The sequence below is a fragment of the Aliiglaciecola sp. M165 genome, from assembly GCF_007197995.1.
Lineage (GTDB): Bacteria > Pseudomonadota > Gammaproteobacteria > Enterobacterales > Alteromonadaceae > Aliiglaciecola.
Genome location: NZ_VKKH01000002.1, coordinates 346,373 through 371,310 on the forward strand (window position 1 = coordinate 346,373; position 24,938 = coordinate 371,310).

Genomic DNA, 24,938 nt, shown 5'->3' on the forward strand with positions numbered 1-24,938 from the left:
CTTTTTGTACAGTTTCACTTTTTATTCTACTGCGACAACCTCAATGCCTGTAATAAAGTTGGAGTTGCTCGGGTCTTGGCTACTAATGAAATCAGGAAGTAGTACACATTTTATGAGCAAACATCCAAGCAACGCCCAGAACACTAAGAGACGGTTGTTAAAGTGGGCAGGATTTATCTTTGTAGGCCTGCTCATTTACTTTGGGAACAAAACACTGCAAACCCATTTGGGTCACCAAGCATTGCAGCAAATCGAATTTGACGTATTAGATCTTAATGTCGCCCTAGCTAAAGCCGAAGCCCATGAAAAATTGGTTCTGGCAGACATGTCGGCAATTTGGTGCCCCACATGTCGCAAACTCGATAAAACCATTTTTGCCAATCAAGACGTGAATAAAATGATTGAAGAACACTTTGTGTTCGCTCGGGTCGAATATGAATCAGAGCAAGGTAAGGCCTTTATGCAAAAATATCGGGTTGCAGGGTTTCCAGTTTTATTGGTGTTAGATGGTGAAGGAAAGAAACTGACTCGTTTGCCACTTACCTTTGAAAGTGATGAGTTTATTGGAAATCTTGAAGCAATTTTGGCGATGCGTTGAATATCTTGAGGCGCATTAGAAATTGCGAAGTCCCCTTTGTTACGAATAAAGCTGGTTTTTAGTTTTCGCTGCGGCTGCTACTCTTAACTGATATCAAATAAAAGGGCGTTAATATGAGTGCTTTAAGAACCGCTTTGATCACTGGGGCTTCAGAAGGAATTGGTCGTAGTTTCGCTGAAGCATTTGCCAAGCACGGGCACGAATTAATATTGGTGGCAAGAAACCAGCAAAAACTCAACGAGTTATCTATGTATTTGGATGCCAAGTATGCGGTGACCTGTCATGTTTTTTCGATGGACTTAACCCCGCAAGATTCTGCAAAAAAACTCTTTAAGCAAATTGAAAAGGCGGGCTTGCATGTCGACATTCTGGTTAATAATGCCGGAATGATGCAAGTCGAAAAGCTGCACGAAGCGGATGAAGATGTTCTCAATCGATTATTACAATTGAACATCAATAGCCTGGTCAACATGACCAAACAGTTTGTTGGCCCAATGGTCGCGCGAGGCGCAGGAAAAGTAATGAATGTCGGTTCGATAGCCAGTTTTATGCCGACACCAAACTTCAGCGCTTATGGTGCGTCGAAAGCCTTTGTTCTATCGTTTTCAGAAGGTATTTCAGAAGAGTTAAAGGGCACTGGCGTCACTGTAACTTGCGTGTGCCCTGGCATGACAGAAACCAAAATGTTATCCCACGCTGAAGGTATGGAAAAATATATTCCAGGTTTTATGAAAGCGCACCCTGACACACTGGCAAGCGAGGCATACAGTGCGTTGATGAAAGGCGATGTGATTTTCTTAGACAAGTTGGCAAATAAACTCTTAGTGCAATGGGCAACACATTATCCCCGCTGGATGGTACGCACTGTGAATGGGTTATTCAGTAAGTTTAAATAATCCACTGAGTAGGCTTTGAAAATCAAAACAAGGTCATTTTTTGAGATTGTTGATTTTCCCCACACCGCGCAGCTTAATTAGCAAATTCCTGATTGACCGCAGTGCAGGGTAACAAACGCGTGCGATAACAGGTGATGAAAACATCAATCGATTAAATCGGTTAAACAACCCCTTATCACCAAAACGTGCCATAAACCACAATGCGTCGGCACCATGGTAGAAGTTTTTGCCATCATAGATGACCATCCCCTCATCTAAATTATATTGACGCTGGTTGATGACACTTACTAACGGGTGCGTATGATCCTGTCGCGCATCGATGAGTTTAAGTTCGCCATATTCTTGTTTAATCCTTAGCGCCATTGCTGCGCTTTTACACAGTGGACATTCACCATCATAAATGAACCAGGCGCCAGGTTCTGAGTCGGGCGTTTTATTCATTAAATGCTACCTGTTTAAAGTGCAACACAGTTGGAAATGGATCATAAAAATGATGCAACAAGGCTTTCCATTCTTGATATTGAGAAGACCCCCTGAATCCTTCAGTATGATCTGTCAATTTTTGCCAACGCACCAAAAGCAAATACTGATTTTCATTTTCTAAACACCGTTGCAGCTCAAAGGAATCAAAACCGGGAGACGCGCAAATAATGGATTTAGCCCGCGAGAATGCAGATTCAAACTCACTTTCTTGTCCTGGTATCACCTTCAATAAAGCAGACTCTAGAATCATCATCGATATGTCTCAATATGCAAAACTCAAAACCATTTATGTTTAATCAATGGCAAATTTAATATTCGCTCAAAAAAGTTTATGAATTATTGGCTATTTGATTAGCACACTAATTTTAGCTGTACTATCTTTAAAATTGTAAGCCATAGCAAGTTAAACCGATAGCTTGCGACCTTTATATTTAGATACTATCAGCTTAGATTGAGTGATAACCGATGAGCAAAGATTTTAGACACCAAAAAGACGACTGGGAGAGTGATGATTGGTCACCACAAAAGCAAGCCTCCCATACACATAAAAATAGAAAAGATGTGGAAGTCAATCGAATGAAAAAGGATAGCAAACGGATGAGCAGATCTCGCGAAAAACATGAACAATACGATTGACGCGGCGTCGCTGATTAGGTGTTCAAAAGTCGATAAATATTAATCGGATAGCGTTGCTATTTTCGATAAAGATGCTGTGCCAATTGCCAGAACAGTAACAACAGGTCAGAATGCGTCGTTAAAATTCTTACATACCAGTTGATCAGTTGTGCATTTAATTCAATTAAGCTCTATCGCCTTGCCCGAAGTTAAAAAGTTAGCGTTCCCATTGTTTTCGATTCTTTTATTGAGCTTTTTAGGGGCGTGCGCGGTGCCAAATCAACTAACCCAACTGCAAGCGCCTGACTCAGTTATAAAAACCGATCCCAACGATACCAATAATCGTCGATTTAATAATCTTTACCCGGGTGAAAAAGACTACCCTTTAACCTGTAGAGGTGAGTGCTATCCGCCCTCTCCAGTTGTGTCTTGCGAAGCTCCCGCTGAAAACTGCCAATTTATTGGTGAGCAAAAGGGTCTTTCGATTGATGCGGGATTTTCCATTACCTGGCTTGGTCACGCTAGCTTTTATATTCAAGGCCCGGAAGGTAGCACTGTGTTAATTGACCCGGTAAGTGGACAGTTTGACTGGCCGGTTAACTGGGCATTTTACCTATCGGCTGGATATAATCGAGGCGAACCAGACTGGCTTGAAGAAAATAAAATCAAAAGCGTAGATGCTGTCGCTTATTCACATATTCACTATGATCACTTCAACAAAGATGACATAGCCAAAATTGGCACTGAGCCTGAGTATCTGCTTCCTCTTGGCTTTGCTGAACATTTCCCACAACGAGGATACAAGTTGACGGAAATGGCGTGGTTCAGCACACAGAAAGTCAATCAACTAGACATGCACTTCGTACCTGCTCATCATTTCAGTAGTCGAATTTGGGTGCCTTTTTTATATGATGACAGCGATACAACTTTGTGGGGCGGATGGGTCCTTGAACATGATGGAAAGCGGCTGTTTTACGCAGGAGACACGGGGTATTCAAAGCACTTCAAAGACATTCAGCAAAAATATGGCAACATGGACGTATGTTTGATACCTATTGCTTCGTACTTTCATGAAGAGCATGGGCAGTGGTATCGATATGTGCATACGACACCGGAAGATGCGCTGACCGCTGCTCAAGAGCTGAATTGTAAAGTGATGATACCCTGGGGATACGGCAATGCCAGTTGGAAAATGGGCGATCATAGCTCTCATTCCCCATTACTTAGGCTATTACACATGCACGATGAAATGAATTCGCAGATCCCACTGCACATCTTAAACGAAGGGGAATCCGTCGAGTTCTGAATTAGTGAGGCATTAAATAAGTCAATTATACTGGCTGGTTCTTAGCTACATCACTCGCTATCACCTGTTTTTTCTCTACATAGCTCTTTAATACTTGCAATGAATTCGGGAAAGAGCCTTCAAGTTTCGGGCGCATTACAAATTTGTGCATTAACCGACCAAACAATCCATAACGAATGTCATAACTAAGCACTACGGTGAGAAGGGTTCTTTTCTCGTCAAGAGCTTCTAACCACCAGCTACTGAAAGATCGATCCAGAGGGCCCAGAGGTGTTACGTCATAAACAAACCCAGTACCTTCTTGCCAAACCGTAATATATTCTTCAATCTCTCCAAAACCGTCCAATTTGCAATATCGTCCGGCTCCCAAACCAGAGTGAGCATCTGTCGTCGCATAAGATTTCTCTACCGATGGCGCCCATTTAGAAACGTTAGGGTAATCGCTGATCACTTGCCACACTTCGTGTTGACTAGCCGTTACTTCTACTTGCGCAGTGACACTAAACTCGCCATGTAGTTTGGGAGCATTCATTTTGCTTTCCTTGGTTATTGATTGGTTTGGTGGCAGTGTAAACGCATTGCCTCTCCAACATAATTCGTTGTTTTTGCAATATTTTGGTGCATAATTTGTCCACCGAACAAAGCGTCATAGCCGTTACTATAAGTCCACTTTTTTGATTAATTAGTCCGCACATGTGGAAGGAGTGAATTGTGAATTCAATGAATTGGGATGATCTAAAATTCTTTCTTGCGGTTTGCAGAATGGGGTCGATTCGTGCAGCGGCTAAGTTGTTAGACGTCAATCACGCGACTGTTTCTCGACGCATCAATAGTTTTGAAGATGCATTGAATCAACGACTATTTGATCGCACACCTCGAGGCTACCTTAAAACCAAAGCTGCAGAGGAGATCTATGCCGAAGCGTCACACTTGGAGGAGAGATTGAACCTTGTTGAACGCAAAGTGGCCGGTAAGGATCAATCACTTTGCGGAGAGATCCGCGTGACACTGGCGGATGTCTTAGCGCAGCGATTGTTTATGGACGATTTTGCTGAGTTTGCGCACCAATACCCAGATATAAATTTGGAGATTATTGACTCTGCACGGAGCTTTAACCTTACAAACCGCGAGGCAGACGTCGCTTTACGTATCAGTAATGAACCTCCAGAACATTTAATTGGTAGAAAATTGGCCAATGTTCACAGAGCCTGTTACATCAGTAAACGCTGGCAAAATGAAATCAAAAACGATGATTGGCTAGCAAAACAAAACTGGATTGGTTGGTCAGACAAAATGCGCAGGCCTATTGGTAAAATCGCCCGCGACTACCCAAAGTTTGACTCCAAACACAGCATCGTAAGTGCAGTTCTGCAGGCGGAAGCCTGCCGTCATGGTATGGGTATTGCGGTATTGCCTTGTTTCATGGGCGATATTGATGAACGCCTTATACGTATTCCACCTTACAGCTCGGAAAAGAAATTTGAGCTTTGGCTGCTCAGTCATCCTGACCTGAGAAAAAATACAAAGGTACAAACTTTTGTGCGTTTTATCACACAACGAATGAATGCTAAAAAAGCCCTCATCGAAGGCCAAAGATATTCATTTATTGCTCAGCGAGATACGTTTAACTAAATCCTATCTTGAGAGGGTAGAATTCCCTGCTTTACATTTAGTGCTCGGAGCTGTTGATAGATTCGATTTGCCAGCGGACCTGGCCGCAGATTTGGGACTCTTGTCATGTCAGTCTCATAGTTGTAGTCCTTCAAGGTTTGTGAAAACCCTTCTCCATAGAGCGCCCCATCTCGCGTTTGTTTTGACAATTCCCCCAATTTTACAACATTCAGACGACTACTAAATCTGGCAAAACTTTGATAAGTGAAATTTTCAGCCACGTGTTGGTTGCTCATCTCCACAAACTTCGACATTAATGCCATATACAATACGTTTTGAGACAACTGATTGAGCATAAGTGTTTCGATGGATTCTTGAGACACTGCTTGCTGGATCTCTGGTAACACGGAACTTTGATTTGGCTGATGAGAATGGCTAAATTTGAAATCGATTAACCACAAACCTGTGCGATGAGAATGGCAATTGACGAGCACAATTTTGGCGTTGTCATATACAATCCCATCGAGCCAGCTTTGCACATTGTCTTTCCCAACATAAGGTCTGTCTTTGACTTGTCGCTTTGGGCTTCGACAATTTACCAACTCTGGCTGTTTCGCCAATAATGGCAGGTCCTGATGATTGCTCATCGGCGTAACAAAGTTATTATTAATCTTAAGTTTAAAGCGTTCTCGAACTTCATGCTCTCGGGCCGTTTTGAGTGCCAGAAACACTGTCTGGATAACTTCTGATGTAGGCAGTTGTGGCTCCACTCGCCAACGCCGGCCATAAACAATCTTTGAATCTTGTAATGCCTGCTGATAATTGTCTTGCCCAATGATCCCGACTTGGATGAAAAGATGTTCATCTTGCTTATCGACGAAAACCGGAAAAGTATCGTGGTACTCGATATCCAGCAGCACTTGCTGTACCGATTCCAAGGAGTGTTGGTAAACCAAATAATGTTGTGGAATACAGCTAATCCCTGGGCCAATTTGAACTGTTGGAGCACAGGGCAAAGGAGTTTCGCCATCAAGCGGTGACAATAATTTCATCTTAATTAAGTGTTGAAGCCGAATTAGTCAGAAATTTAACCAAAACACTCTGGTTGTGGAAGCCATAGAGATTGCAACAGGCACATGCATTTATGCACCACACGCTTTTTACTTCAAAGGAAAGCTAGCTAAAACATGGGTATTGGCTTTTTGCATATACCAATCGTTACTGACCAGTAATATTTCTTTGATGACAGAAGTGCCAAAACTGAGCTGCTGATGGCCGCGTAACAATTCGATTAGTGCAGCAAAGTTAGCCATTGGTTGAACAAATCTGACACAGGTAATGTGAGCCGTTTTCTGGGTATATCGTTGATCTAATGTGTTTTCAATAGGTTGATTGGCAAATGTGCTTCGCAGCTGATTGCGGAGCTGGTTTAGCATGTCACAGATAGGGAACCCTTTGATCATAATACATTGGCTTGAGGCGGTTAGCCCGCTAAATTCAACGTCAAACTGCCTGATATTCGTGAGTGCAGAAGCTATTAACGAACAATAGTTGTCGAGTTGCTGCTCTACAAATGTGTACCCTGAGTAACACGAAACAATGCTCATTATGGTGACATGCAAGTCTGACACTGGATAAAGATATTGATTGGGGCAACCAGCAGTTAAGTCTTGTTTAAATGCAGCATATTTTTGCAGGACTGAATTATCTAAGCGCGCGATCAGCGTCACGCCCCTGCGCGCGTCAGCAAGGTTTTTTAACGGATCTAAATACGGATCATAGGTAGCTACGCTTTGTTTAAAAGAGCTTAAAGCTTCATGCAATAACGCGTCATATACCTGTTCGGCCTCTTGTCGTCCCGTGAGAAATGGTGTCTGTCTCATTCACAGCCCTAATCAGTAAAAATATGTAAAGCTCTTTAACACAGCAAAACACAACATAAGGTAAGTCTATGTCTTTTTCAGTACGGTTGCTGCTTATTGTGATAATAGTCATTTTCCCTTTGCAAAAGGTGCTAGCCGATGCAAAGGTCTACTCCATTCAAGAATTGCGGCACGTAGTAGGAAACTGGCAAGTCGAGACAGCGTTTCTGGCACCTGATGGCAGCATTGCTAACCAAGCCTCAGGGACATACGAATTCAGCTGGGTGGTTGAAGACAAAGTCCTCATTGGTAAAACGGCTATCCCATCGTTCGATATGGCAGTTGGGATACTTTTTTATATCAACGAACAACAACAAAAAATCGAGATGGTCTCTGTAGGCGGTGATGGCAGATTATGGGTAATGAGCGGCGCGTTAGGTGGTGACAGTCGAACCACTGACACCTTCCCTACGCAGGACGGTGGTACTCAACAACTCAGATTTACACGTTATAATGTAAAGCCTGACTGTTTTGAGTCAAAAATGGAATACACTACCGATCAAGGACAAACCTGGATTCAGGGCAACCATCAAGTGTTTGTTCGACAAAAATAATCTAATTGAGTTAAGCCCCTAGCAACTTTCGCGCGTGCCTGCCTATGAGCTTTTTAACGATCCAAGCAGTCAGTAAACTACCCGCTATGCCGACAATATAGTTGGCCAATCCAAGTGCGGAAATAACTTCCACCGTTCGATGCCCCTCAATCAATGGCTGAATGTTTATGATCAGGAATCCAATATATAGAACATGCAGAAAATAGATGGAAAATGCATAGGTGCCTAACGTCATCAGCCAGTTGGGCAAGGTTTGTTCGTTTTCGCAAGCTTTGAGCCAATGCAAAACCAACAAACACACCAGTACTTTTTGCACGTAGACTAAAGATTGTCGCGACGAATAGAAGCCGTCTGGCTGATACTGCCAAACATATTGCAGGCCTATTGTCAGCGTGACCAAAATGGCCAAGGTAACAAGCGCTCCAATGTGCTGCTTGACGTGTTCCATGATGGTTTTGTAATGCTCTCCGAGAAAAATTCCAAGTGCATAAGCACCTATAAAATACACAAAGGTTTGCACCGCTAAAAAGTCTGGAAAGGTGCTGCGCGATATAACAAGAGGCACGGCCATTACACCCCACATTAGCCAAGGCCAATTACGTTGTATCAACGAAAGTAATGGAGTGATAACAAATAAGACAAACAAAACCGGGATGTACCAGAATTGAATCGAGCCAGTCCCTGCAACAATATTGGCCCCGACACTGCCCCAAAAGGTAATGTTCTGACCACTTTGTTGCGCATTTTCAAGATAGTATTGCCAATAAGCGGCTGTCATTAAAATAGTGACAAAAATATAAGGTAGTAAGACGTTTAACATTTTGCTTTGATAAAAAGCCCTCCAGCCACGTTCAGCTAGAACTTGGCTAAACAGCACGCCAGAGATAATGGCAAAATACAATGTCCCACCGTGAAAAACGGATTCTGTCAAATGAAACAACCACTCCAAGCCTTTAGAGTCCAATCCTCCTGTCCAAAAAATCATAAATGACCAGGCGTGGGCGCCAACGATATTAAGAATGGCGAATCCACGAAAAGCATGTAAATGCTGAATGTATCCTTTCATTGTCAAAACCAAGAATGCAAATTCTGAAGTTTCTTACCATAGACACGTGTACCCAATTACGACAACGTTTTTTCGATGAATACGATTGTAGGTAGGACGATTAAAAAAGATTATCGAACCGCTAATTGAGCCCAATTTTGGACAAGCAATGCCTTGGATGGCGCTATTTAACCTGAACTCGGGATAAGAGAATCTGCAACTTATTGATTTTAATGAAAAGACAAAAACATATGACCCGGTAGTGGTCTAAAGTTCGAGTTCAAGGCACACAAGTGAAGGAATAACGAGTTATTTCGAGCTTGTGTAACGCAGAAATCGTACTTTAGAACGCTGCTGGGTGGGTTCGCTTATCCCGAGTTCAGGTTATTTAATTTGTGTACGACGCAATTTTTCGATATCGCCGTGAGAGCTTTGCAAAACCGCCAAGCCTTTAACAGACCAATTGATCAGTTTATTGAGCGAAATGTCGGCATCTTCCAATAACATCGAATCAGAGATACTGTAGACCCCTACCCATGAATTTTTACCCGAATGTTTTGCCGCATACAAGCAGGCATCGACGACTGACACAAATCGTTGCCATTCAACTCTGTGATTGCTTTTTGTGACGGGTGGATAACAGGCAAAGCCGATGGAACACGTTTGGTTAGAAAGGACCCCATCCGTCAATTCAAAGGGCATTTCATTGACCGAGTTGAGCATTCTTTGCGCGAGTAGTGGCGCATCCTCTCGTTCTATGAATCGCGCTACGGCAACGAACTCCTCTCCGCCCCATCTGACCAGATAATCTGAATGGCGAAATACTTTCGCCATACGTTCACTTAACTGCTGAAGCACCAAGTCACCTGAAGCATGACCATAACGGTCATTAACTTCCTTAAAATTATCCATGTCGATCATGAACACAACAATGTCAGATTGGCTCGGTTGAGAGGTTTTTCCCTTTCGCCAGTCTTGGTAGACGCGATGGCATTGATCCAGGTCGGCGTCAATGTGATTATCAAGAAATCGGCGGTTATGAATATTAGTTAATTTGTCCGTTAAACTAATTTCTTCCATTTCTTGGTATGCAAGCTGTAATTGGTGATTTTTGAGTTCAAGCTCTTGGGTTCGTAATGCAACTTGTTCGCCCAATTGCAGATTAACTTTGCGTTGTACGATACGACCATACAACATAAACATCAAAATCACGCCTGCGGAAATGGCCACCAGCCAAAGCTTGCGTGTGAGTAATTCCTGTTGAATTGTTGCTCGTTGCAACGCGGATTCTTTCTCCAACAATTCAATTTGGTGGGCACGTCTGACAAATTCGCTTTGTGCCTGAACGTTTGCGATGGAATCTAATCGTTTAGCATTGAGAATTTCGTCATCAATGCGTTTTTGTCGTTGTAGCGCCTCAAAAGCTTCTTTGATGGAATCATTTTTTAAATGCACTTGTACCCTGAGTTCTTCTAAAAGTGCTTCGTCAGCTCGCTCTTTATTTCGTTTCGCTTGTTCCAGACCAACGTCGATAAGTTCGAGAGAAGCATCGTACTGTTCCAACCGAAAGGCCAGTTCCGCAGCCACCTTATATGCATCAACGAGTAGGCTATTGTATTGATTTTCAATTGCCCGATTTATCACACCTTCAATGATCGACTGCGCCTCGGCGTAATTGCCTTCATCCATTTCTAGCTGAGCTAGGGACGTCAGTGCCCAATCGGTGTCACGAGGCGTTTGGATCTGACGAAATAATTTTAGTGCTTCCATAATATGAAAGCGCGCTTGTTCTATATTTCCCATTAAGTTGTGTACAAAACCAATTTTATGGTGACTGTAGGCAATATTTTTTAGTTCGCCTCCGGCAATATCGAGTTTTAGCGCATCCTGAAAATATTTAAGTGCCAATTCGTTGTCGCCCATCGAACGCCTTAAATCGCCCAAATTAAATAAGGCGCTTGCTATTCCCCCTTGATCTTGCAATTCGTGATTAAGCTCCAAGGCAGCTTGGTGTGCTTGACTTGCTTCTTCGAATTGCCCCATTTTTTCAAGTACAACGCCGATACTGTTGTGGGCAGAGCTAATCGCGTCTTTGTCATCCAATTGCTGAAAGATTTGCATCGATAAGTATATATACTCTAGGGCTACAGAATAATTAGCTTGATAGCGATAAGTCAGCCCTAGCTGCCGATAGGCATTACCTAGTTTTTTTTGGTCGTCTAATTCCTGATATAACTCTATTGCTCGATTCAGTCTCTCTTGAGAAGGTGCGTAGAGGTTACGCTCCATATCATTACGTGCCTGTTGATATAGAGCATCCGCTTCAAACTGAGTAAGATTGGATTGAGTCGCTAAGGATAGAAACTGCGATGCAAGCGAATCTGCCAAATCCATATCACCCGATGCTCTGGCGGATTCAATTTGCGCTTGAAAATGCGATAAATCTCGATCATTTTGCGAAATTTGAGCATGAGCAATATTGAATAAGCAAAGCGTCAGCAGCATCAGACCCGCTTTTGCTATTTTATTTTTTATCACACACACTCTCTCGCTGTAATTTGAGCTGCACAGTATAAGGGAATTGTGCGCTGGTGTGGACGCAATTTTACGTTTGCAAACGTTGGTAGAAAGGAATTGACCTGATAAGCTCATGAAATATGAAAAATATTGCTATGTAATCAAATTCTCGCATCCCAAGTTGGGGTTAGCTAAGAAGGAAGAAGCCTGATGACCCGGACAATTGTAATACTTAATGCGTTGATATTTATCATTGTCGTGCCGTATTTAGAAATTAGTACTACCCATATCTTTAATACTGAGTGGCCGTCTCATGCTCGCCTGCACAATGTTTGGCAATTGCTAACAAACGGTGCACTGTCCATTGGTGCTGTGATATTAGTTTTTCGTAAAAAGCTCTCGATTTTGCCGCAGCTACTGTCGTTGGCGATAAGTGGCTCTTTTGTCATCGCGTATTTTCTGAAAAGCCAATACGGTGGCAGCATGCAGCATTCTGATGGTTCAGAGTTATTGGTGGCGGGTGTCAATCCTGCCGTAGTGCTGTTGATTGTGTTATCGAGTTTGTTGGTCGTTGACGTTCTGCGTTCAATACAAAAATTTAGACAGCAATAAATGAATACGTTCAGACAAAAGTGTGACCTTGATTTAGGCATTCCTTACGATCCGCCGCTAACACCTTCTCAAAGGCTGCAACGTGTGGAAGATTATGTGCATCAACATGGGCTTAATAACGCAGGGTTTAATACGGCTAAAGCGGCTGATTTGCTTGAAATGAAGGTTGCTGACTTGTTTGGTGTCGAAGCAGCAATTTGGTTTCCCACAGGCACCATGGCACAAGGAGTAGCAGCAAAAATCCATGTTGAGTCTCATCACGATGGCAGCAAAAAAATACTGTTACATCCAACGTCCCATCTACTTTTGCATGAAGAAGATGGATACAAACATGTATACAATTTGCAGCCCAAAATTGCGGGAACATGGACTCAGTCCTTGGACGATTCGAGTATCGACAAAGATCTAGCCTGCGTGTTTATTGAAATGCCTCAACGACACAGCGGCGGGGTATTACCGTCATGGCAAGCGCTAGAAAGCATCAAGCAAACCTGTGCAAAGCAGAATGTCCCGCTGCACATGGACGGCGCAAGACTGTGGGCATGTCGACCATTTTATGAAAATCGCAGCTATGCACAGATCTTAAAAGGTTTTGATTCAGTCTACGTTTCTTTTTACAAAGATATCGGAGCATCAGGTGGTGCCATGCTGCTCGGCAACAAGCCCTTTATCGAACAGGCAGGTATTTGGCGCACTCGGTTGGGTGGATTTTCTCCTGGTTCGTGGCCGATGATCGTGGACACTCTGAGCGTATTGGAACAAAAACTCAAAGGGATGCCAGCTTATGTACAAAAAGCGCAGAGCCTGATCACTTCAATTAGTGATCTGCAAGTCGACATCCTCCCTGCTGATGCACATGTAAATTTGTTTCACCTAAAGCTTTCATACAGCAAAGAAACAATAGAACGCGCCTTACAAGTTGTCGCAGACACTGAAGGTGTGTGGTTGTCAGATCGTATCTGGGAATGGCAGCATTTGACCTATTGCTCAATGGAATTCGTGATAGGTGAAAATGCACTTAGGCTATCTGAAAGTCGTTTTCGTAAAGCCGTGGAGTGTCTGCTAAGGCAACTTGCCGATCACTCAGGATAGTGTTGGCATTTTTTTGCTTCATGAGAGGTTTCCACCCAATCCAAATGCTCTTCCCAAAAAATGTTGTTGCTCGGCTGCATCTTCGGCTGTTCATTGAGACTTCCGGCAGGAACAATAAGGGTTTTGCCACTTTGCGTAATAAAAGGCAAACCAGAACCACATTGAGAGCAAAACACTTTGCTAAATGAGCGGCCAGGATAATCATACCGTCGTAGCAAACTCTCTCCAGACAACCAAGTGATACTGTCAGGTTTGGTCAACAAGTTAGCAGCATAGGGTGCACCGGTAATTTGTCTGCATTGCTGACAATGGCACAAATAAAACTGCTGGAAATCTGTTGCCACCGTAAAGGTGACTTCACCACATAAGCATCGCCCTGTCACATGTTCATTCATGTTGAATTCTCCTAAAATAATCAACCCCAACCTCGGATAAGCAACGCCTGTAAGCACCGCTCTTTTTCCCTTTTTATAGCTTATCGCTAGGAAGTCAACATAGCATAAGGAATGCTCATTACATCAAGAAATTAAACTGCTCTTTGCATAAACCATGCAATTCTTCCCACTAAAATGGCGATTGGAGCAATCTATAATTCCAATCAATATCCTATGTCTTTATCAAAATTCCCAAACTAAAGTAAAGCGTGTACTACAGCAGAGCGATTTGACACCTCAAGGGGAGAACAAAGTCATGAAGAAATTATTAACCAAACGCGCAGTTTTAGCCGCAGCAATCACCAGTTGTTTTTTCACCACAACAATTTTTAGTCAAGATCAAATAAGCAAACCCAAAGGCGCCATGGGCAGTGGCCATGCCAAAATTGGTCAGCCCAAGTCCAATCAGTTTTGGTGGCCTGATCAATTAGATTTGTCGTCCTTACGCGATCAAGACAACCGCTCAAATCCGTTGGGCAAAGACTTTGACTATGCCAAGGCATTTAGTCAGCTTGATCTGGATAAAGTAAAAAGCGACATCGACACACTGTTAACGGATTCACAGGATTGGTGGCCAGCCGATTTCGGAAACTATGGACCCTTTTTCATTCGTTTATCCTGGCACAGCGCGGGTACCTATCGCACTCATGATGGACGTGGAGGCGGTGCCGGCGGACAAATGCGCTTCGATCCACTGAACAGTTGGCCAGACAACGGCAATCTCGACAAAGCAAAACGCCTGCTTTGGCCAGTCAAACAAAAATATGGACAGAACCTTTCGTGGAGCGACTTGATGATCCTTGCAGGCAATGTCGCACTGGAGAATATGGGCTTTCAGACCTTCGGATTTGCTGGAGGAAGAGACGATGATTGGGAACCGGATTTAGTGTATTGGGGGCCTGAAATCGAGATGTTGGCCAGCGATCGTGAAGACCGAGATGGCCAACTTCAACGTCCACTTGGCGCCACGCACATGGGCTTAATCTATGTCAATCCAGAAGGTCCAAAAGGCAAACCCGATCCCGTAGGATCAGCTAAAAATATCCGTACTGCGTTTGGTCGCATGGCAATGAATGATGAAGAGACCGTGGCGCTTATTGCTGGCGGACATACCTTTGGTAAGATGCATGGCGCTCATAAACCCAGCGATTGCGTCGGTGCTGAACCCGGTGCCGCGGCAATTGAAGAGCAAGGTCTTGGCTGGAAAAATAAATGTGGCAAAGGGCATTCTGAAGATACCGTAACCAGTGGTTTGGAAGGTGCCTGGACACAAGCTCCTACTCAATGGACAACTTTGTATTTACAAAATTTGCTGAATTTTGAATGGCAACAAACGCGTAGTCCAGCCGGTGCAATTCAATGGATCCCAACGGACGAATCTCTGCATCAATCTGTGCCAGACGCTCATGTTGAAGGCAAATTTCATGCTCCAGTAATGACAACGGCCGATCTAGCGCTCAAATTCGATTCCAGCTACAAAGCCATCGCGGAGCGTTTCTTGGCCAATCCAGATGAATACCAGTTGGCCTTTGCTAAAGCCTGGTACAAGCTGACTCATCGTGACATGGGTCCACGTGCCCTTTATCTTGGAAAAGATATTCCGCAAGAAGAGTTGATTTGGCAAGACCCTGTACCAGAGGTTGATCACAAACTTGTGTCGGAAAACGACATTGCACAGTTGAAAGAGAAAATCTTAGACAGCGGACTGAGTATTCCTGAGCTGGTACGCACGGCGTGGGCTTCAGCTGCTAGCTTCCGAGCTGCAGATATGCGTGGCGGTGCGAATGGTGCGCGAATTCAATTGAGTCCACAGAAAGATTGGGAAGTGAATAATCCGCTAGAATTACAAAATGTGCTATCAAAGCTTAAAGAAATTCAACAGGACTTTAATGATTCATTTTTCAGTCGCACTAAGGTATCTTTAGCGGACCTCATTGTGCTCGGCGGTGCGGCTGCCATTGAAAAAGCGGCGGCTGATGCCGGGGTGGATGTTAAAGTGCCTTTTGCACCCGGTCGCACCGATGCCAGTCAAGCCCAAACCGATGTAAATTCGTTTGCGCTGCTTGAACCGAGAGCGGATGCGTTTCGCAATTACTTTAACGCACAATCCAGTTATCGCTCCCCGGCAGAAATGTTAGTAGACAAAGCGGATCAGCTTGATTTAACTGTGCCTGAAATGACGGTTTTGCTAGGAGGTATGCGAGCGTTAAATGCCAATGCAGATGGAAGCGAACATGGGGTCTTTACCGATAAACCCGGAACCCTAAATAATGATTTCTTCGTCAATTTACTCGACATGTCGACACGTTGGCAAAAAGCAGATAAGGAAGGTCTATATGTAGGTCTGGATCGCAAAACAGGAGCGCAAAAATATACTGCAACGCCGGTTGATCTGATCTTCGGTTCTAACTCAGAATTAAGAGCCGTGGCAGAAGTTTATGCCTTCGACAATGCCAAACAAATGTTTGCTGAGGACTTTGTTTCCGCATGGACCAAAGTGATGCGTTTGGACAGGTTTGATATGTAACCTCAAACCATCTAAATTCTATTAATGGCTACCAAGGGTAACGTGTTGAGCGTTACCCTTTTTAGATTAAATTCCAGGCTTGTAAAGCAAAACGATTTTGCTAACGTTAATGCAAATATCGATGGTATTCAGTTTAACAACATGGAGTAATCGTTAATATGTTCACCAGCACAAATTTAAGCAATCCATTTAGGTTAGGTGCCGACTCAGTATTCAGAGGCTTTGAGCCCAAATCATTGTTGGTTGGGACGACCTTATTTTATTTTTTGAGTGTTTTAATGGCTGCGGCTTATCTTACCCTTGACCATCCAAGTTTGGGACTGCGGAATTTTGCTCAACAAGCGCCTACCCATAGTCAATACAATCGCCTTCCAGACTTTGTCCCGGTTTATTCAACATTGACCTCTGATACGGGTTATACAATTCAGCAAATTAGCAATGTATTGGCAGAATATGATTTAACCGGCATAGAGACTAGCATTCATTGTGCAACCGACAATTGTGTGTTGATTATGAAAATGCACAATTCAGAAGATTCTAATTTCATCAGCGAAATCACCGACAGGTTAAATCAATCTAAAACCAGCTCCACATTTTAACAGTGTAAACTCACATTTGTTCTGCATGGGCATAAATCCGATCTATTAAATCACTAAACTGGTTTTGTTCATGCTCATTCAAACAGGCTAACAACTGCTGTTCATAGTGATACGATAATGGAACAATCTCTTGATACACTGTTTTTCCCGTTTTAGACAAACGTATCTCAGACCGTCGCCTGTCGTCTGCAGCGATTTCGCGCTCAATCAGGTTTCTTTTTAGTAGCTTACTAATTGCTCGACTTAGAATCGATTTTTCCAATTGCGTTTTTAGTGAAATTTCGTCAGCAGAAATACCAGGATATTCGCCCAATACCGCCATAATTCGCCACTCCGTTATCGATAAAGCGAATTTGTCTCTATAGGTTTCAGCCACGATACCACTGACTTTGTTTGACAAAATAGATAGGCGATAGGGTAGAAATCGTTCCAATGTGAGGGTTGTCTGTAACTTATTGTTGCCCATTTGGTGCCTCATTGTCTTTGCAAGATAACCCAACTTTACTTGACATTAGTTGCATCAACAACTAATTTAGTTGCAATAACAACTATTGGCAATCTTGATTGCTGATAGTGAGTCAAAACTGAATTGAGGAAAAAGAGAAATGGCAGATTTATTTGAAAACCCAATGGGTTTGGACGGATTCGAATTCGTAGAATTTACCGCACCTGAAAAAGGTATCTTAGAACCCGTTTTTGAATCTATGGGCTTCACTAAAGTTGCCGTTCACAAATCTAAAGAAGTTGAGCTTTGGCGTCAGGGAGACATCAACTTTATCACCAACTACGAGCCGAAAAGCCCAGCGGCATATTATGCCGAAGAACATGGTCCATCAGCATGTGGTATGGCGTTTCGCGTAAAAGATGCCCAATTTGCCTACAATGAAGCATTAAGAAAAGGCGCTCAACCTATTGAATTATATACGGGGCCAATGGAGTTAAGGCTTCCTGCAATCAAAGGGATCGGTGGCGCTACTCTGTATTTGATCGACCGCTACAAAGAAGGCGAAACCATTTACGATATCGACTTTGAGTGGATTGAAGGTGTAGATCGTCATCCTGAAGGCTGTGGCTTCCACACTTTGGATCACTTAACTCACAATGTATACCGAGGCCGCATGGGATTTTGGGCGGATTTTTATACGAATCTGTTTAACTTCCGTGAAATTCGCTATTTCGATATTAAAGGTGAATACACAGGTTTGTTGTCTAAAGCGATGACGGCACCAGATGGCAAAATTCGTATTCCACTTAACGAAGAAGCCGGTGGTGGCGGAACAGGCCAAATCGAAGAGTTCTTGATGGCGTACAACGGTGAAGGTATTCAGCATATCGCCTTTGCATGTGATGATTTGCTTGCTTGTTGGGATAGACTTAAAAAGCAAGGCACAAAATTTATGACCGCGCCACCAGCAACCTATTACGAAATGCTTAATGAGCGTTTGCCGGGTCACGGAGAGCCAGTAGAAGAGCTACAAACCCGCGGCATTCTGCTAGATGGAACGACAGAAGGCGGACAACCGCGCTTGCTGTTGCAAATATTCTCTGAAACCCTTTTAGGCCCAGTATTTTTTGAGTTTATTCAGCGCAAACAAGACGATGGATTTGGTGAAGGTAACTTTAAAGCGTTGTTTGAATCCATTGAACGAGATCAAGTAGCGCGCGGCGTGATAAAGGGCAAAGAGGAGGCATAAGCATGCAAATCTCAAGAATTCACCATGTGGCGTATCGCTGCCATGATGCTAAAGAGACGGTTGAGTTTTACCAAAAGATGTTGGATATGGATTTTCAGTTGGCCATTGCCGAAGACAAAGTCCCGTCGACTCAAGCACCTGATCCCTATATGCATGTGTTTTTAGATGCGGGTAACGGCAACGTGTTAGCCTTTTTTGAACTGCCTAATTCACCCAGAATGGATCGCGATGGGAACACACCACAGTGGGTTCAACACATTGCTTTTGAAGTACCTTCAATGGACGATTTATTGGCAGCTAAAGCACGTTTGCAAGCCGCTGACATTGATGTTCTTGGTCCAACGGATCACGGAATATTCAAGTCTATTTACTTTTTCGATCCAAACGGCCATCGTATAGAATTAGCCGCTAATACGGGTACGCCTGAAATGATGGCCGAGCTGAAACGTGTCGCACCCGACATGTTGGAAGAATGGTCACAAACCAAAAAGGCCCCGCGACACGCAGATTGGCTGCACAATGGTGAAGGTTTTCCTGGAGCAAATAAATGAAACTAGCGAGTTTAAAAAGTGGCCGTGACGGTCAATTGGTTGTGGTCAATTCTGCCTTGACAAAAATGACATCCGCGTCGGATATCGCGCCGACACTGCAAAATGCATTGGACAACTGGCAGACCTTACAAAGCAAGTTAAAAGAGCGGTTTGAGCAACTTGAATCAGGCGCGATTGGCGGTGAAGCTTTTGATCAAAATGACTGCGCCTCGCCCCTTCCACGTGCATATCAATGGGCTGATGGCAGCGCCTATGTCAACCACGTCGAGTTGGTAAGAAAAGCCCGCAATGCAGAAATGCCAGAGAGTTTCTGGACAGATCCGCTAATGTACCAAGGCGGCTCTGACAGCTTTTTAGGCCCCAGGGATCCTATCATCATGCCGCAAACCGAAGGTTTTGGTGTTGATTTTGAAGCAGAAATTGCAGTCATTACCGATGATGTGCCTATGGGGGTTTCAGCCGACGACGCGCTGCAACACATTAAACTGGTGATGATAGTCAATGACGTATCACTGCGCGGATTGATCCCGGGCGAGTTAGCCAAAGGTTTTGGTTTTTTCCAATCCAAGCCATCTAGCGCATTTAGCCCTGTTTGCCTTACACCAGAGATGTTAGGCGATGCCTGGAACGCTGGTAAATTGTCTTTGCCATTGGTATCTCATTTAAACGAAGATATCTTTGGAAAGCCAAATGCTGGCAATGATATGACTTTTCATTTTGGTCAATTGATCGCTCACGCAGCGCGCACACGCCCGCTTGTTGCAGGCACAATTATTGGCTCAGGTACAGTGTCAAACAAACTTGATGGTGAACCAGGTAAACCAGTAAAAGACGGCGGATTAGGATACAGCTGTATCGCAGAAATCCGCATGATCGAAACCATTCAAAATGGCAAACCAACAACGCCCTTCATGCAGTTTGGCGACAAAGTCAGCATCGAAATGTTTGATGCGCAGGGTCAATCAATTTTTGGGCAGATAAATCAAAAGGTCGAACCACAAGGGTGAATTAAAAAAAGCCCTTCCACTAGTGGCACCCAAAGGGGCCACTAGTGATTTTCCGAACACTACTATGCGCTGCTTAAATGTGCCGTTAGCGGAGCGGTAAAAAACGTATGATTTTTCATCATTCAACTTGTTGTTTTCGAAGCTGTTTGCCATGATTAGAAGGCTTAAAATCACAATGAGGTTGTTGTATGTTGCCGGAATATTCTACTTTGAGCCCTGCTAAGTAGCACAACGTGTCGTTTGACCAACTATTACCTTTGTCTTCTATGAATTCTGCTAAGAATTTAATTTCCAAAATCGGACTGATTTATTGCCTGATTTTTGTGTCGATTGCCAGCGCACAAACTATTATCAAAGAGCCAAGATTTACCCAACTTTCCTCTGAAAACGGCCTGACTCAAGACACCATAAACGACCTGCTAATCGACAGCGATGGCTTTTTATGGCTTGCCACCGAAGCAGGATTAAATCGTTACGATGGCTACGAAAATTTACATCTCGTTGGACAGCAACAGCAATTTGCAGACGATGCGATTTATGCTTTGTTTGAAGATAGTAATGGTGATTTGTGGGTAAGCACTCTTAGTAGCGGTGTACACCGGGTTAATCGCCAAACGGGGGCAAGCAAACGGGTAATCGATCTCGTCTATAAAGACCAGCCTGATTGGTATCAATACGCCTCGCATTTTATCCAACGTAATGATCGGCAACTCTATATAGCATTGGATCACAACATCATCGAGTATGATCTTGTTACGGATAAATCCTCGTCAGTTTTTGACCTGCTTGTACACGGTGTAGACGATGCGGAAGCAATTCGATTTTTGGCCGTTCATCAAGACTATCTTTTTATCGCTACCTCTGTGGGGCTTTTTGTAAAGCATATTCCAACTCAGACAGTGCGGAAAATTGATCATGTTCCCGAGACTCAGCAGACCTTAGATAATATGAATACAAAGTTTATCCATATTGAAGGGGATAAGCGGTTTTGGCTTGGCACTGTAGAGGGGTTGTATTGGTTTGATCTAGCCAATTTAAAAAAATCTGTTATCACCGAACAAGATGTACCCAAAGCGACCTTAGCTTTCGCCGAATTAAACATATGGGACATGAAGCATTTTGAAGATAAGCAGTTTTATGTTGCCACCGACAAAGGCCTGTTCATTTTTGATTTATCTACCAATGAGCGACAACATTTGTTCCGTCCTACCGATGCAAGAATTCTACTTTCTGACGATGACATTAACGAAATCGCAATAACCAAAAACGGGCAAATCTGGCTGTCTACTCAATCTGCTGGCGCGCTACTTTGGTCCCCAGGTTCAACATTGTTTTCCAATTTCTACGCATCTAAAAATGAAAGCCCTAGATTGAGTGATGGTTCAGTGTTGAGCTTTTATCAGCAAAAGAACAGCGAAACCCTCTGGGTAGGCACAAACAATGGATTGAATTTGTATTCACCTGAGGACAACACCATTTCTCACTACTTAGTCAATTCGGATGACAAGGCTGTTTATTCAGATGGGACCATTTATGCCATCAGAGAAGCAGAACCTGGTTATGTTTGGTTGGTGACCGGGACCGGTATCGTAAAATTTAGCTTGGACACAAAAAAAACCGTCTCTCTAAGCACCGACAACACCCTGCAGTCGGTGCTCTATTCTGAAGACGCTTACGATATTTTTCGCTATGACAAAAACAAATATGTAGCAATGTCTGAGGATCAGTTTTGGCTGGTAGATGATCAGGCGCAACAAATCGTACCTCACGAAAAAATCAATTCAGCAATCCGACCCAGCCAATTTTATAGTTTTCTGAGGCATTATCAGGCTGATTCAAATGCCGTGCTCATTGCAATAACGGGGGAACTCTGGCAATGGGAGCCATCGACTGGAAAACTTCTGCAACTGCATGTGGCAAACAAAATCCAAGCCGAATACAGCATAGCACCTTCAAATGTCTTGCTGGGTGACTTTGGAACATTATGGATCAGTTATCCTGGTCATGGTTTATATGGATTAGATCCAACAACATTTGAGCAAAAATACTTTTTCAATAGCAATAATCTGTTACCCACCAACATGGTGTTTGGCTTGAATAAAGATGAGACGGGTAATATCTGGATGGGAAGCCACAAAGGTTTACTAAAGTTTAATCCCCAAACTCAGCAGATTTTGCAATTCACCGTAAAAGACGGCGTCGCAACAAACGAATTTAATTGGGGCGCAGACACGATAATGAAAAATGGTCAGCTTGCTTATGGTTCTCAGCAAGGCATGACATTGTTTAGCCCACGCCAGCTTACACGTAATCTATCGAGCTCTGCTAAAGTAGTGATTTCCAATGTGTCGCTTATTTCTAAAGATCTTCAACTAGGCATTGGCGATAAAGCCAACACCACAATAACTCTGGCTCATGACGATGTGGGTATAAAAATAGCATTTTCGATTATGCAGTATGAGCATACTCGCAAAGCGGTATATCGGTATTCTCTGGAAGGTCCAAACAAAGTCTCATACCCTGCGAGCAAAAATACGGAGGTCACTTTCGCGCGCTTGGATCCTGGCGAACATACGTTTTACGTATCGAGTTTGGACAATTCGTCTGGCCTATGGTCAGCGCCCAGCAAATTATATATTCACGTACAGTACCCCCCTTTCACATCGCCCTTAGCAATGACCCTTTACATTGTGTTGTTCCTTACTTTGATTTCTATTCTGTATATGAGGCGGGTTAGACACAGAGAAGTGCTCGATGCCGCACACCTCGAAACGCTTCACAGTAAAAACAGTCTGAAAATGGCGCTCACTGCCAGTAATAGCGATGTATGGGAATGGGATGAACACACTAACCAAATTTCTCAACATCGATTGACCCAGGCCCTTGGCTATGCAAATACTGAGGACAGTTTACCATTTACAGAACATCTCAAACTGATCCACGTTCATGATATTAATGCGTACAAAACCAAGTGGCAGAGCGTTGTAAATGGGGATGAGCGTAGCCTTGATATCACCTATCGATTGCGAACGCACACTGGGGAATACCTGTGGTATAGGGACGTTGGCGCCCCAGTTAGCGGCGTGAAGACGAACCCAGGAATAAAGCTCGTCGGAACCTATTCAAATATTACCGAATCGATGGATGCCCGCAATAAGGCATTATTGTTCGGCGAAGCCTTTCAGCATACCAAAGACTGGGTAGTCATTTTTGAACCCAACTTCCACCCCATTATTGCCAATCAGGCTTTTAAAGAGGCACTGGGTGTTAACGTCAATACCGAAATTTCAACCCAGCTGGAACAACTCTTTCAGGTTAACCAAAATAATTTGGTCACTGTTTTTAAAAAAATGAGAAATATGACCGTCTCTGAACACTGGAATGGTGAATCGAAAATTGTTGGACTCAACAATAAAGAATTCGATGTAAGTATTAGTATCACAGCGGTAGGCGACGTCCAATCCCACGCCCAGATAGAGCGATATTTAGTGGTTTTATCTGATATTAGTGACCAGAAATCTGCAGAGGCAGCCTTGGTCCGCCTTGCAAACTACGACAGCTTAACCGGGCTACCGAATAGAACTTTGCTGATTGACCGAGTGCAGCACGCGTTTGACCAAGCCAACCGAGACAATTCAATTATCGGATTGTTTTTTGTTGATCTTGACGGGTTTAAGCAAGTCAATGATAGCTTGGGTCATGAGGCCGGGGATGAATTGCTTAAAGTTATCAGCGCAAGATTGTTAAAGACCCTCAGACAATCAGACACTATCGCTAGGTTAGGCGGTGACGAATTTGTCGTCATGATTGAACAGGTCGATGAAAGTAAAAATCTCATTTACATCGCTAATGACATTATGAGTGCACTTCAAGAACCTATATCACTTGAAAATCAAATAGTCAGTGTGTCTGGCAGTATTGGTATCGCACTTTACCCTGAGGACGGTTCGACACCCAACGAGCTGATCAAAAATTCAGATATTGCCATGTATCATGCAAAAGAATTAGGGCGTAACAATTTTCAGTTTTTCACTGAGCGTATGAATGAGCAGGTGAAGACAAAACTAAAACTTGAAAACCAGGTGAAGTTTGCTTTCCAAAACGACGAGTTCGTTAGCTTCTATCAACCCATTATTTGCTGTACAACCGGCACAATCGAAGGCTTTGAGATACTCATGCGGTGGCCAAACACCTCACCAGTTATCACACCTGATGTGTTCATTCCGGTGGCCGAGGATATTGGACTGATCGAAGCAATGACCTGGGGACTGATCACACGGGCGGCAACGCTACTCAAACACTTTCATCAGTCGGACTTACCCTTTTATGTGTCGATTAATTTATCTGCCAAACACTTGTCCAGCGAGGTCAAACTGGACGCCCTTTTAGATTTGTTAAGCGAACATAAGTTGAGCACCAGCAGCATTCGATTTGAAATCACTGAAAGCGCGCTCATGTCTGACTATGAAAGCGCAATGACTTCTCTTTCAGCGATGAAGTCACTGGGTTTTAAAATTGCACTAGACGACTTTGGAACAGGCTACTCATCCTTAAAGTATCTAAAAGACTTTCCCATTGATTTACTTAAAATTGATAAAAGCTTTGTTCAAGATGTTGGCGTGAATAAAGATAGTGAAGCTATAGTAAAAGCAACTTTAAGAATGGCTGAGAGTTTGCAAATTCAATGTGTAGCAGAGGGCATAGAAACAATCGAGCAAGCTCACTTCTTTAGGGAAAATCGCTGCCAATATTTACAAGGCTACTTTTTTTCAAAGCCCATGCCAGAGAATGATGTCATTCAATTTATCGAAGCGTTTGAACCTGTCGACCTTCAACGCTAAGGACATGAAAGCTGTATAACAACTGTTAAAAGTA

Annotated in this window: 22 protein-coding genes; 13 read left to right on the plus strand and 9 right to left on the minus strand. The window is 43.4% G+C overall.

Going from position 1 to position 24,938, the window contains the following annotated elements:
* Positions 1–112 precede the first annotated feature (112 nt).
* Positions 113–598 (plus strand): thioredoxin family protein, encoded by a 486-nt coding sequence (locus FM019_RS03800; protein ID WP_260681516.1) that lies wholly within the window; start codon positions 113–115, stop codon positions 596–598.
* A gap of 113 nt (positions 599–711) precedes the next feature.
* Positions 712–1,494: an SDR family oxidoreductase gene (locus tag FM019_RS03805; protein ID WP_143834573.1), complete on the plus strand. Its 783-nt coding sequence runs from the start codon at positions 712–714 to the stop codon at positions 1,492–1,494.
* A 33-nt stretch (positions 1,495–1,527) separates the two neighbouring features.
* On the opposite strand, the gene FM019_RS03810 is transcribed toward FM019_RS03805, so the two are convergent.
* Together FM019_RS03810 and FM019_RS03815 are read right to left on the minus strand one after the other, a co-directional pair.
* A complete protein-coding gene (locus FM019_RS03810; protein WP_143834574.1) occupies positions 1,528–1,935 on the minus strand; it encodes a DCC1-like thiol-disulfide oxidoreductase family protein in 408 nt (135 codons plus the stop codon).
* Positions 1,928–2,230: an antibiotic biosynthesis monooxygenase gene (locus FM019_RS03815; protein ID WP_260681517.1), complete on the minus strand. Its 303-nt coding sequence runs from the start codon at positions 2,228–2,230 to the stop codon at positions 1,928–1,930. Before FM019_RS03815 ends, FM019_RS03810 begins: the two co-directional genes overlap by 8 nt.
* 633 nt (positions 2,231–2,863) lie before the next feature.
* Between FM019_RS03815 and FM019_RS03820 the strand changes: the two genes are divergently transcribed.
* Positions 2,864–3,898: an MBL fold metallo-hydrolase gene (locus tag FM019_RS03820; protein WP_409553357.1), complete on the plus strand. Its 1,035-nt coding sequence runs from the start codon at positions 2,864–2,866 to the stop codon at positions 3,896–3,898.
* A 25-nt stretch (positions 3,899–3,923) separates the two neighbouring features.
* Here FM019_RS03820 and FM019_RS03825 read toward each other — a convergent pair whose 3' ends face one another.
* Positions 3,924–4,430, minus strand: coding sequence for an SRPBCC family protein (locus tag FM019_RS03825; RefSeq protein ID WP_143834575.1), 507 nt, complete (start codon positions 4,428–4,430; stop codon positions 3,924–3,926).
* Between the two features lie 188 nt (positions 4,431–4,618).
* On the opposite strand from FM019_RS03825, the gene FM019_RS03830 reads away from it, so the two are divergent.
* A complete protein-coding gene (locus tag FM019_RS03830) occupies positions 4,619–5,530 on the plus strand; it encodes a LysR family transcriptional regulator (RefSeq protein ID WP_260681540.1) in 912 nt (303 codons plus the stop codon).
* Here the strand turns inward: FM019_RS03830 and FM019_RS03835 are convergent.
* Positions 5,527–6,561 (minus strand): hypothetical protein, encoded by a 1,035-nt coding sequence (locus tag FM019_RS03835; RefSeq protein ID WP_143834577.1) that lies wholly within the window; start codon positions 6,559–6,561, stop codon positions 5,527–5,529. The genes FM019_RS03830 and FM019_RS03835 overlap by 4 nt on opposite strands.
* Before the next feature lie 108 nt (positions 6,562–6,669).
* Entirely contained in the window at positions 6,670–7,392 is a 723-nt protein-coding gene (locus FM019_RS03840) for a 2'-5' RNA ligase family protein (protein ID WP_143834578.1), read from the minus strand.
* 68 nt (positions 7,393–7,460) lie between these two features.
* Between FM019_RS03840 and FM019_RS03845 the strand changes: the two genes are divergently transcribed.
* Complete coding sequence (locus FM019_RS03845) at positions 7,461–7,985, plus strand: hypothetical protein (RefSeq protein WP_143834579.1); 525 nt, start codon at positions 7,461–7,463, stop codon at positions 7,983–7,985.
* 10 nt (positions 7,986–7,995) lie between these two features.
* Here FM019_RS03845 and FM019_RS03850 read toward each other — a convergent pair whose 3' ends face one another.
* Complete coding sequence (locus FM019_RS03850; protein WP_143834580.1) at positions 7,996–9,051, minus strand: acyltransferase; 1,056 nt, start codon at positions 9,049–9,051, stop codon at positions 7,996–7,998.
* Between the two features lie 363 nt (positions 9,052–9,414).
* Positions 9,415–11,568 carry a GGDEF domain-containing protein gene (locus FM019_RS03855; protein ID WP_185969177.1) on the minus strand — a complete coding sequence of 718 codons (2,154 nt, stop codon included), beginning with the start codon at positions 11,566–11,568 and terminating at the stop codon, positions 9,415–9,417.
* Between the two features lie 189 nt (positions 11,569–11,757).
* Between FM019_RS03855 and FM019_RS03860 the strand changes: the two genes are divergently transcribed.
* Positions 11,758–12,159 (plus strand): hypothetical protein, encoded by a 402-nt coding sequence (locus FM019_RS03860; RefSeq protein WP_143834582.1) that lies wholly within the window; start codon positions 11,758–11,760, stop codon positions 12,157–12,159.
* Positions 12,160–13,251: a threonine aldolase family protein gene (locus FM019_RS03865; RefSeq protein ID WP_143834583.1), complete on the plus strand. Its 1,092-nt coding sequence runs from the start codon at positions 12,160–12,162 to the stop codon at positions 13,249–13,251.
* Here FM019_RS03865 and FM019_RS03870 read toward each other — a convergent pair.
* Complete coding sequence (locus FM019_RS03870; protein ID WP_143834584.1) at positions 13,239–13,646, minus strand: GFA family protein; 408 nt, start codon at positions 13,644–13,646, stop codon at positions 13,239–13,241. The genes FM019_RS03865 and FM019_RS03870 overlap by 13 nt on opposite strands.
* A gap of 295 nt (positions 13,647–13,941) precedes the next feature.
* Between FM019_RS03870 and katG the strand changes: the two genes are divergently transcribed.
* Together katG and FM019_RS03880 are read left to right on the plus strand one after the other, a co-directional pair.
* The gene (katG, locus tag FM019_RS03875) at positions 13,942–16,212 is read left to right on the plus strand and encodes a catalase/peroxidase HPI (protein ID WP_143834585.1); all 2,271 of its coding nucleotides are present in this window, start codon (positions 13,942–13,944) and stop codon (positions 16,210–16,212) included.
* Between the two features lie 158 nt (positions 16,213–16,370).
* Complete coding sequence (locus FM019_RS03880) at positions 16,371–16,811, plus strand: hypothetical protein (protein WP_143834586.1); 441 nt, start codon at positions 16,371–16,373, stop codon at positions 16,809–16,811.
* Between the two features lie 10 nt (positions 16,812–16,821).
* Here FM019_RS03880 and FM019_RS03885 read toward each other — a convergent pair whose 3' ends face one another.
* Entirely contained in the window at positions 16,822–17,277 is a 456-nt protein-coding gene (locus FM019_RS03885; protein WP_143834587.1) for a MarR family winged helix-turn-helix transcriptional regulator, read from the minus strand.
* A 139-nt stretch (positions 17,278–17,416) separates the two neighbouring features.
* On the opposite strand from FM019_RS03885, the gene hppD reads away from it, so the two are divergent.
* The 4 genes from hppD (at position 17,417) to FM019_RS03905 (ending at position 24,904) form a co-directional block, all read left to right on the plus strand.
* Positions 17,417–18,505: a 4-hydroxyphenylpyruvate dioxygenase gene (gene hppD / locus FM019_RS03890; RefSeq protein ID WP_143834588.1), complete on the plus strand. Its 1,089-nt coding sequence runs from the start codon at positions 17,417–17,419 to the stop codon at positions 18,503–18,505.
* A gap of 2 nt (positions 18,506–18,507) precedes the next feature.
* Positions 18,508–19,056 carry a VOC family protein gene (locus FM019_RS03895; RefSeq protein ID WP_143834589.1) on the plus strand — a complete coding sequence of 183 codons (549 nt, stop codon included), beginning with the start codon at positions 18,508–18,510 and terminating at the stop codon, positions 19,054–19,056.
* Positions 19,053–20,063 carry a fumarylacetoacetate hydrolase family protein gene (locus tag FM019_RS03900; protein ID WP_143834590.1) on the plus strand — a complete coding sequence of 337 codons (1,011 nt, stop codon included), beginning with the start codon at positions 19,053–19,055 and terminating at the stop codon, positions 20,061–20,063. The genes FM019_RS03895 and FM019_RS03900 overlap by 4 nt, the downstream gene beginning before the upstream one ends.
* Positions 20,064–20,296: 233 nt before the next feature.
* Positions 20,297–24,904 (plus strand): EAL domain-containing protein, encoded by a 4,608-nt coding sequence (locus FM019_RS03905; protein WP_143834591.1) that lies wholly within the window; start codon positions 20,297–20,299, stop codon positions 24,902–24,904.
* Positions 24,905–24,938 lie beyond the last annotated feature (34 nt).

Coding starts and splice junctions, on each gene's coding strand:
- FM019_RS03825 (WP_143834575.1), bottom strand. CDS start 4,430: ATGAATGCTCCCAAACTACATGGCGAGTTTAGTGTCACTGCGCAAGTA.
- FM019_RS03835 (WP_143834577.1), bottom strand. CDS start 6,561: ATGAAATTATTGTCACCGCTTGATGGCGAAACTCCTTTGCCCTGTGCT.
- FM019_RS03860 (WP_143834582.1), top strand. CDS start 11,758: ATGACCCGGACAATTGTAATACTTAATGCGTTGATATTTATCATTGTC.
- FM019_RS03900 (WP_143834590.1), top strand. CDS start 19,053: ATGAAACTAGCGAGTTTAAAAAGTGGCCGTGACGGTCAATTGGTTGTG.
- FM019_RS03845 (WP_143834579.1), top strand. CDS start 7,461: ATGTCTTTTTCAGTACGGTTGCTGCTTATTGTGATAATAGTCATTTTC.
- FM019_RS03830 (WP_260681540.1), top strand. CDS start 4,619: ATGAATTGGGATGATCTAAAATTCTTTCTTGCGGTTTGCAGAATGGGG.
- FM019_RS03885 (WP_143834587.1), bottom strand. CDS start 17,277: ATGGGCAACAATAAGTTACAGACAACCCTCACATTGGAACGATTTCTA.
- FM019_RS03800 (WP_260681516.1), top strand. CDS start 113: ATGAGCAAACATCCAAGCAACGCCCAGAACACTAAGAGACGGTTGTTA.
- FM019_RS03850 (WP_143834580.1), bottom strand. CDS start 9,051: ATGAAAGGATACATTCAGCATTTACATGCTTTTCGTGGATTCGCCATT.
- hppD (WP_143834588.1), top strand. CDS start 17,417: ATGGCAGATTTATTTGAAAACCCAATGGGTTTGGACGGATTCGAATTC.
- FM019_RS03840 (WP_143834578.1), bottom strand. CDS start 7,392: ATGAGACAGACACCATTTCTCACGGGACGACAAGAGGCCGAACAGGTA.
- FM019_RS03865 (WP_143834583.1), top strand. CDS start 12,160: ATGAATACGTTCAGACAAAAGTGTGACCTTGATTTAGGCATTCCTTAC.
- FM019_RS03880 (WP_143834586.1), top strand. CDS start 16,371: ATGTTCACCAGCACAAATTTAAGCAATCCATTTAGGTTAGGTGCCGAC.
- FM019_RS03895 (WP_143834589.1), top strand. CDS start 18,508: ATGCAAATCTCAAGAATTCACCATGTGGCGTATCGCTGCCATGATGCT.
- FM019_RS03805 (WP_143834573.1), top strand. CDS start 712: ATGAGTGCTTTAAGAACCGCTTTGATCACTGGGGCTTCAGAAGGAATT.
- FM019_RS03870 (WP_143834584.1), bottom strand. CDS start 13,646: ATGAATGAACATGTGACAGGGCGATGCTTATGTGGTGAAGTCACCTTT.
- FM019_RS03810 (WP_143834574.1), bottom strand. CDS start 1,935: ATGAATAAAACGCCCGACTCAGAACCTGGCGCCTGGTTCATTTATGAT.
- katG (WP_143834585.1), top strand. CDS start 13,942: ATGAAGAAATTATTAACCAAACGCGCAGTTTTAGCCGCAGCAATCACC.
- FM019_RS03815 (WP_260681517.1), bottom strand. CDS start 2,230: ATGATGATTCTAGAGTCTGCTTTATTGAAGGTGATACCAGGACAAGAA.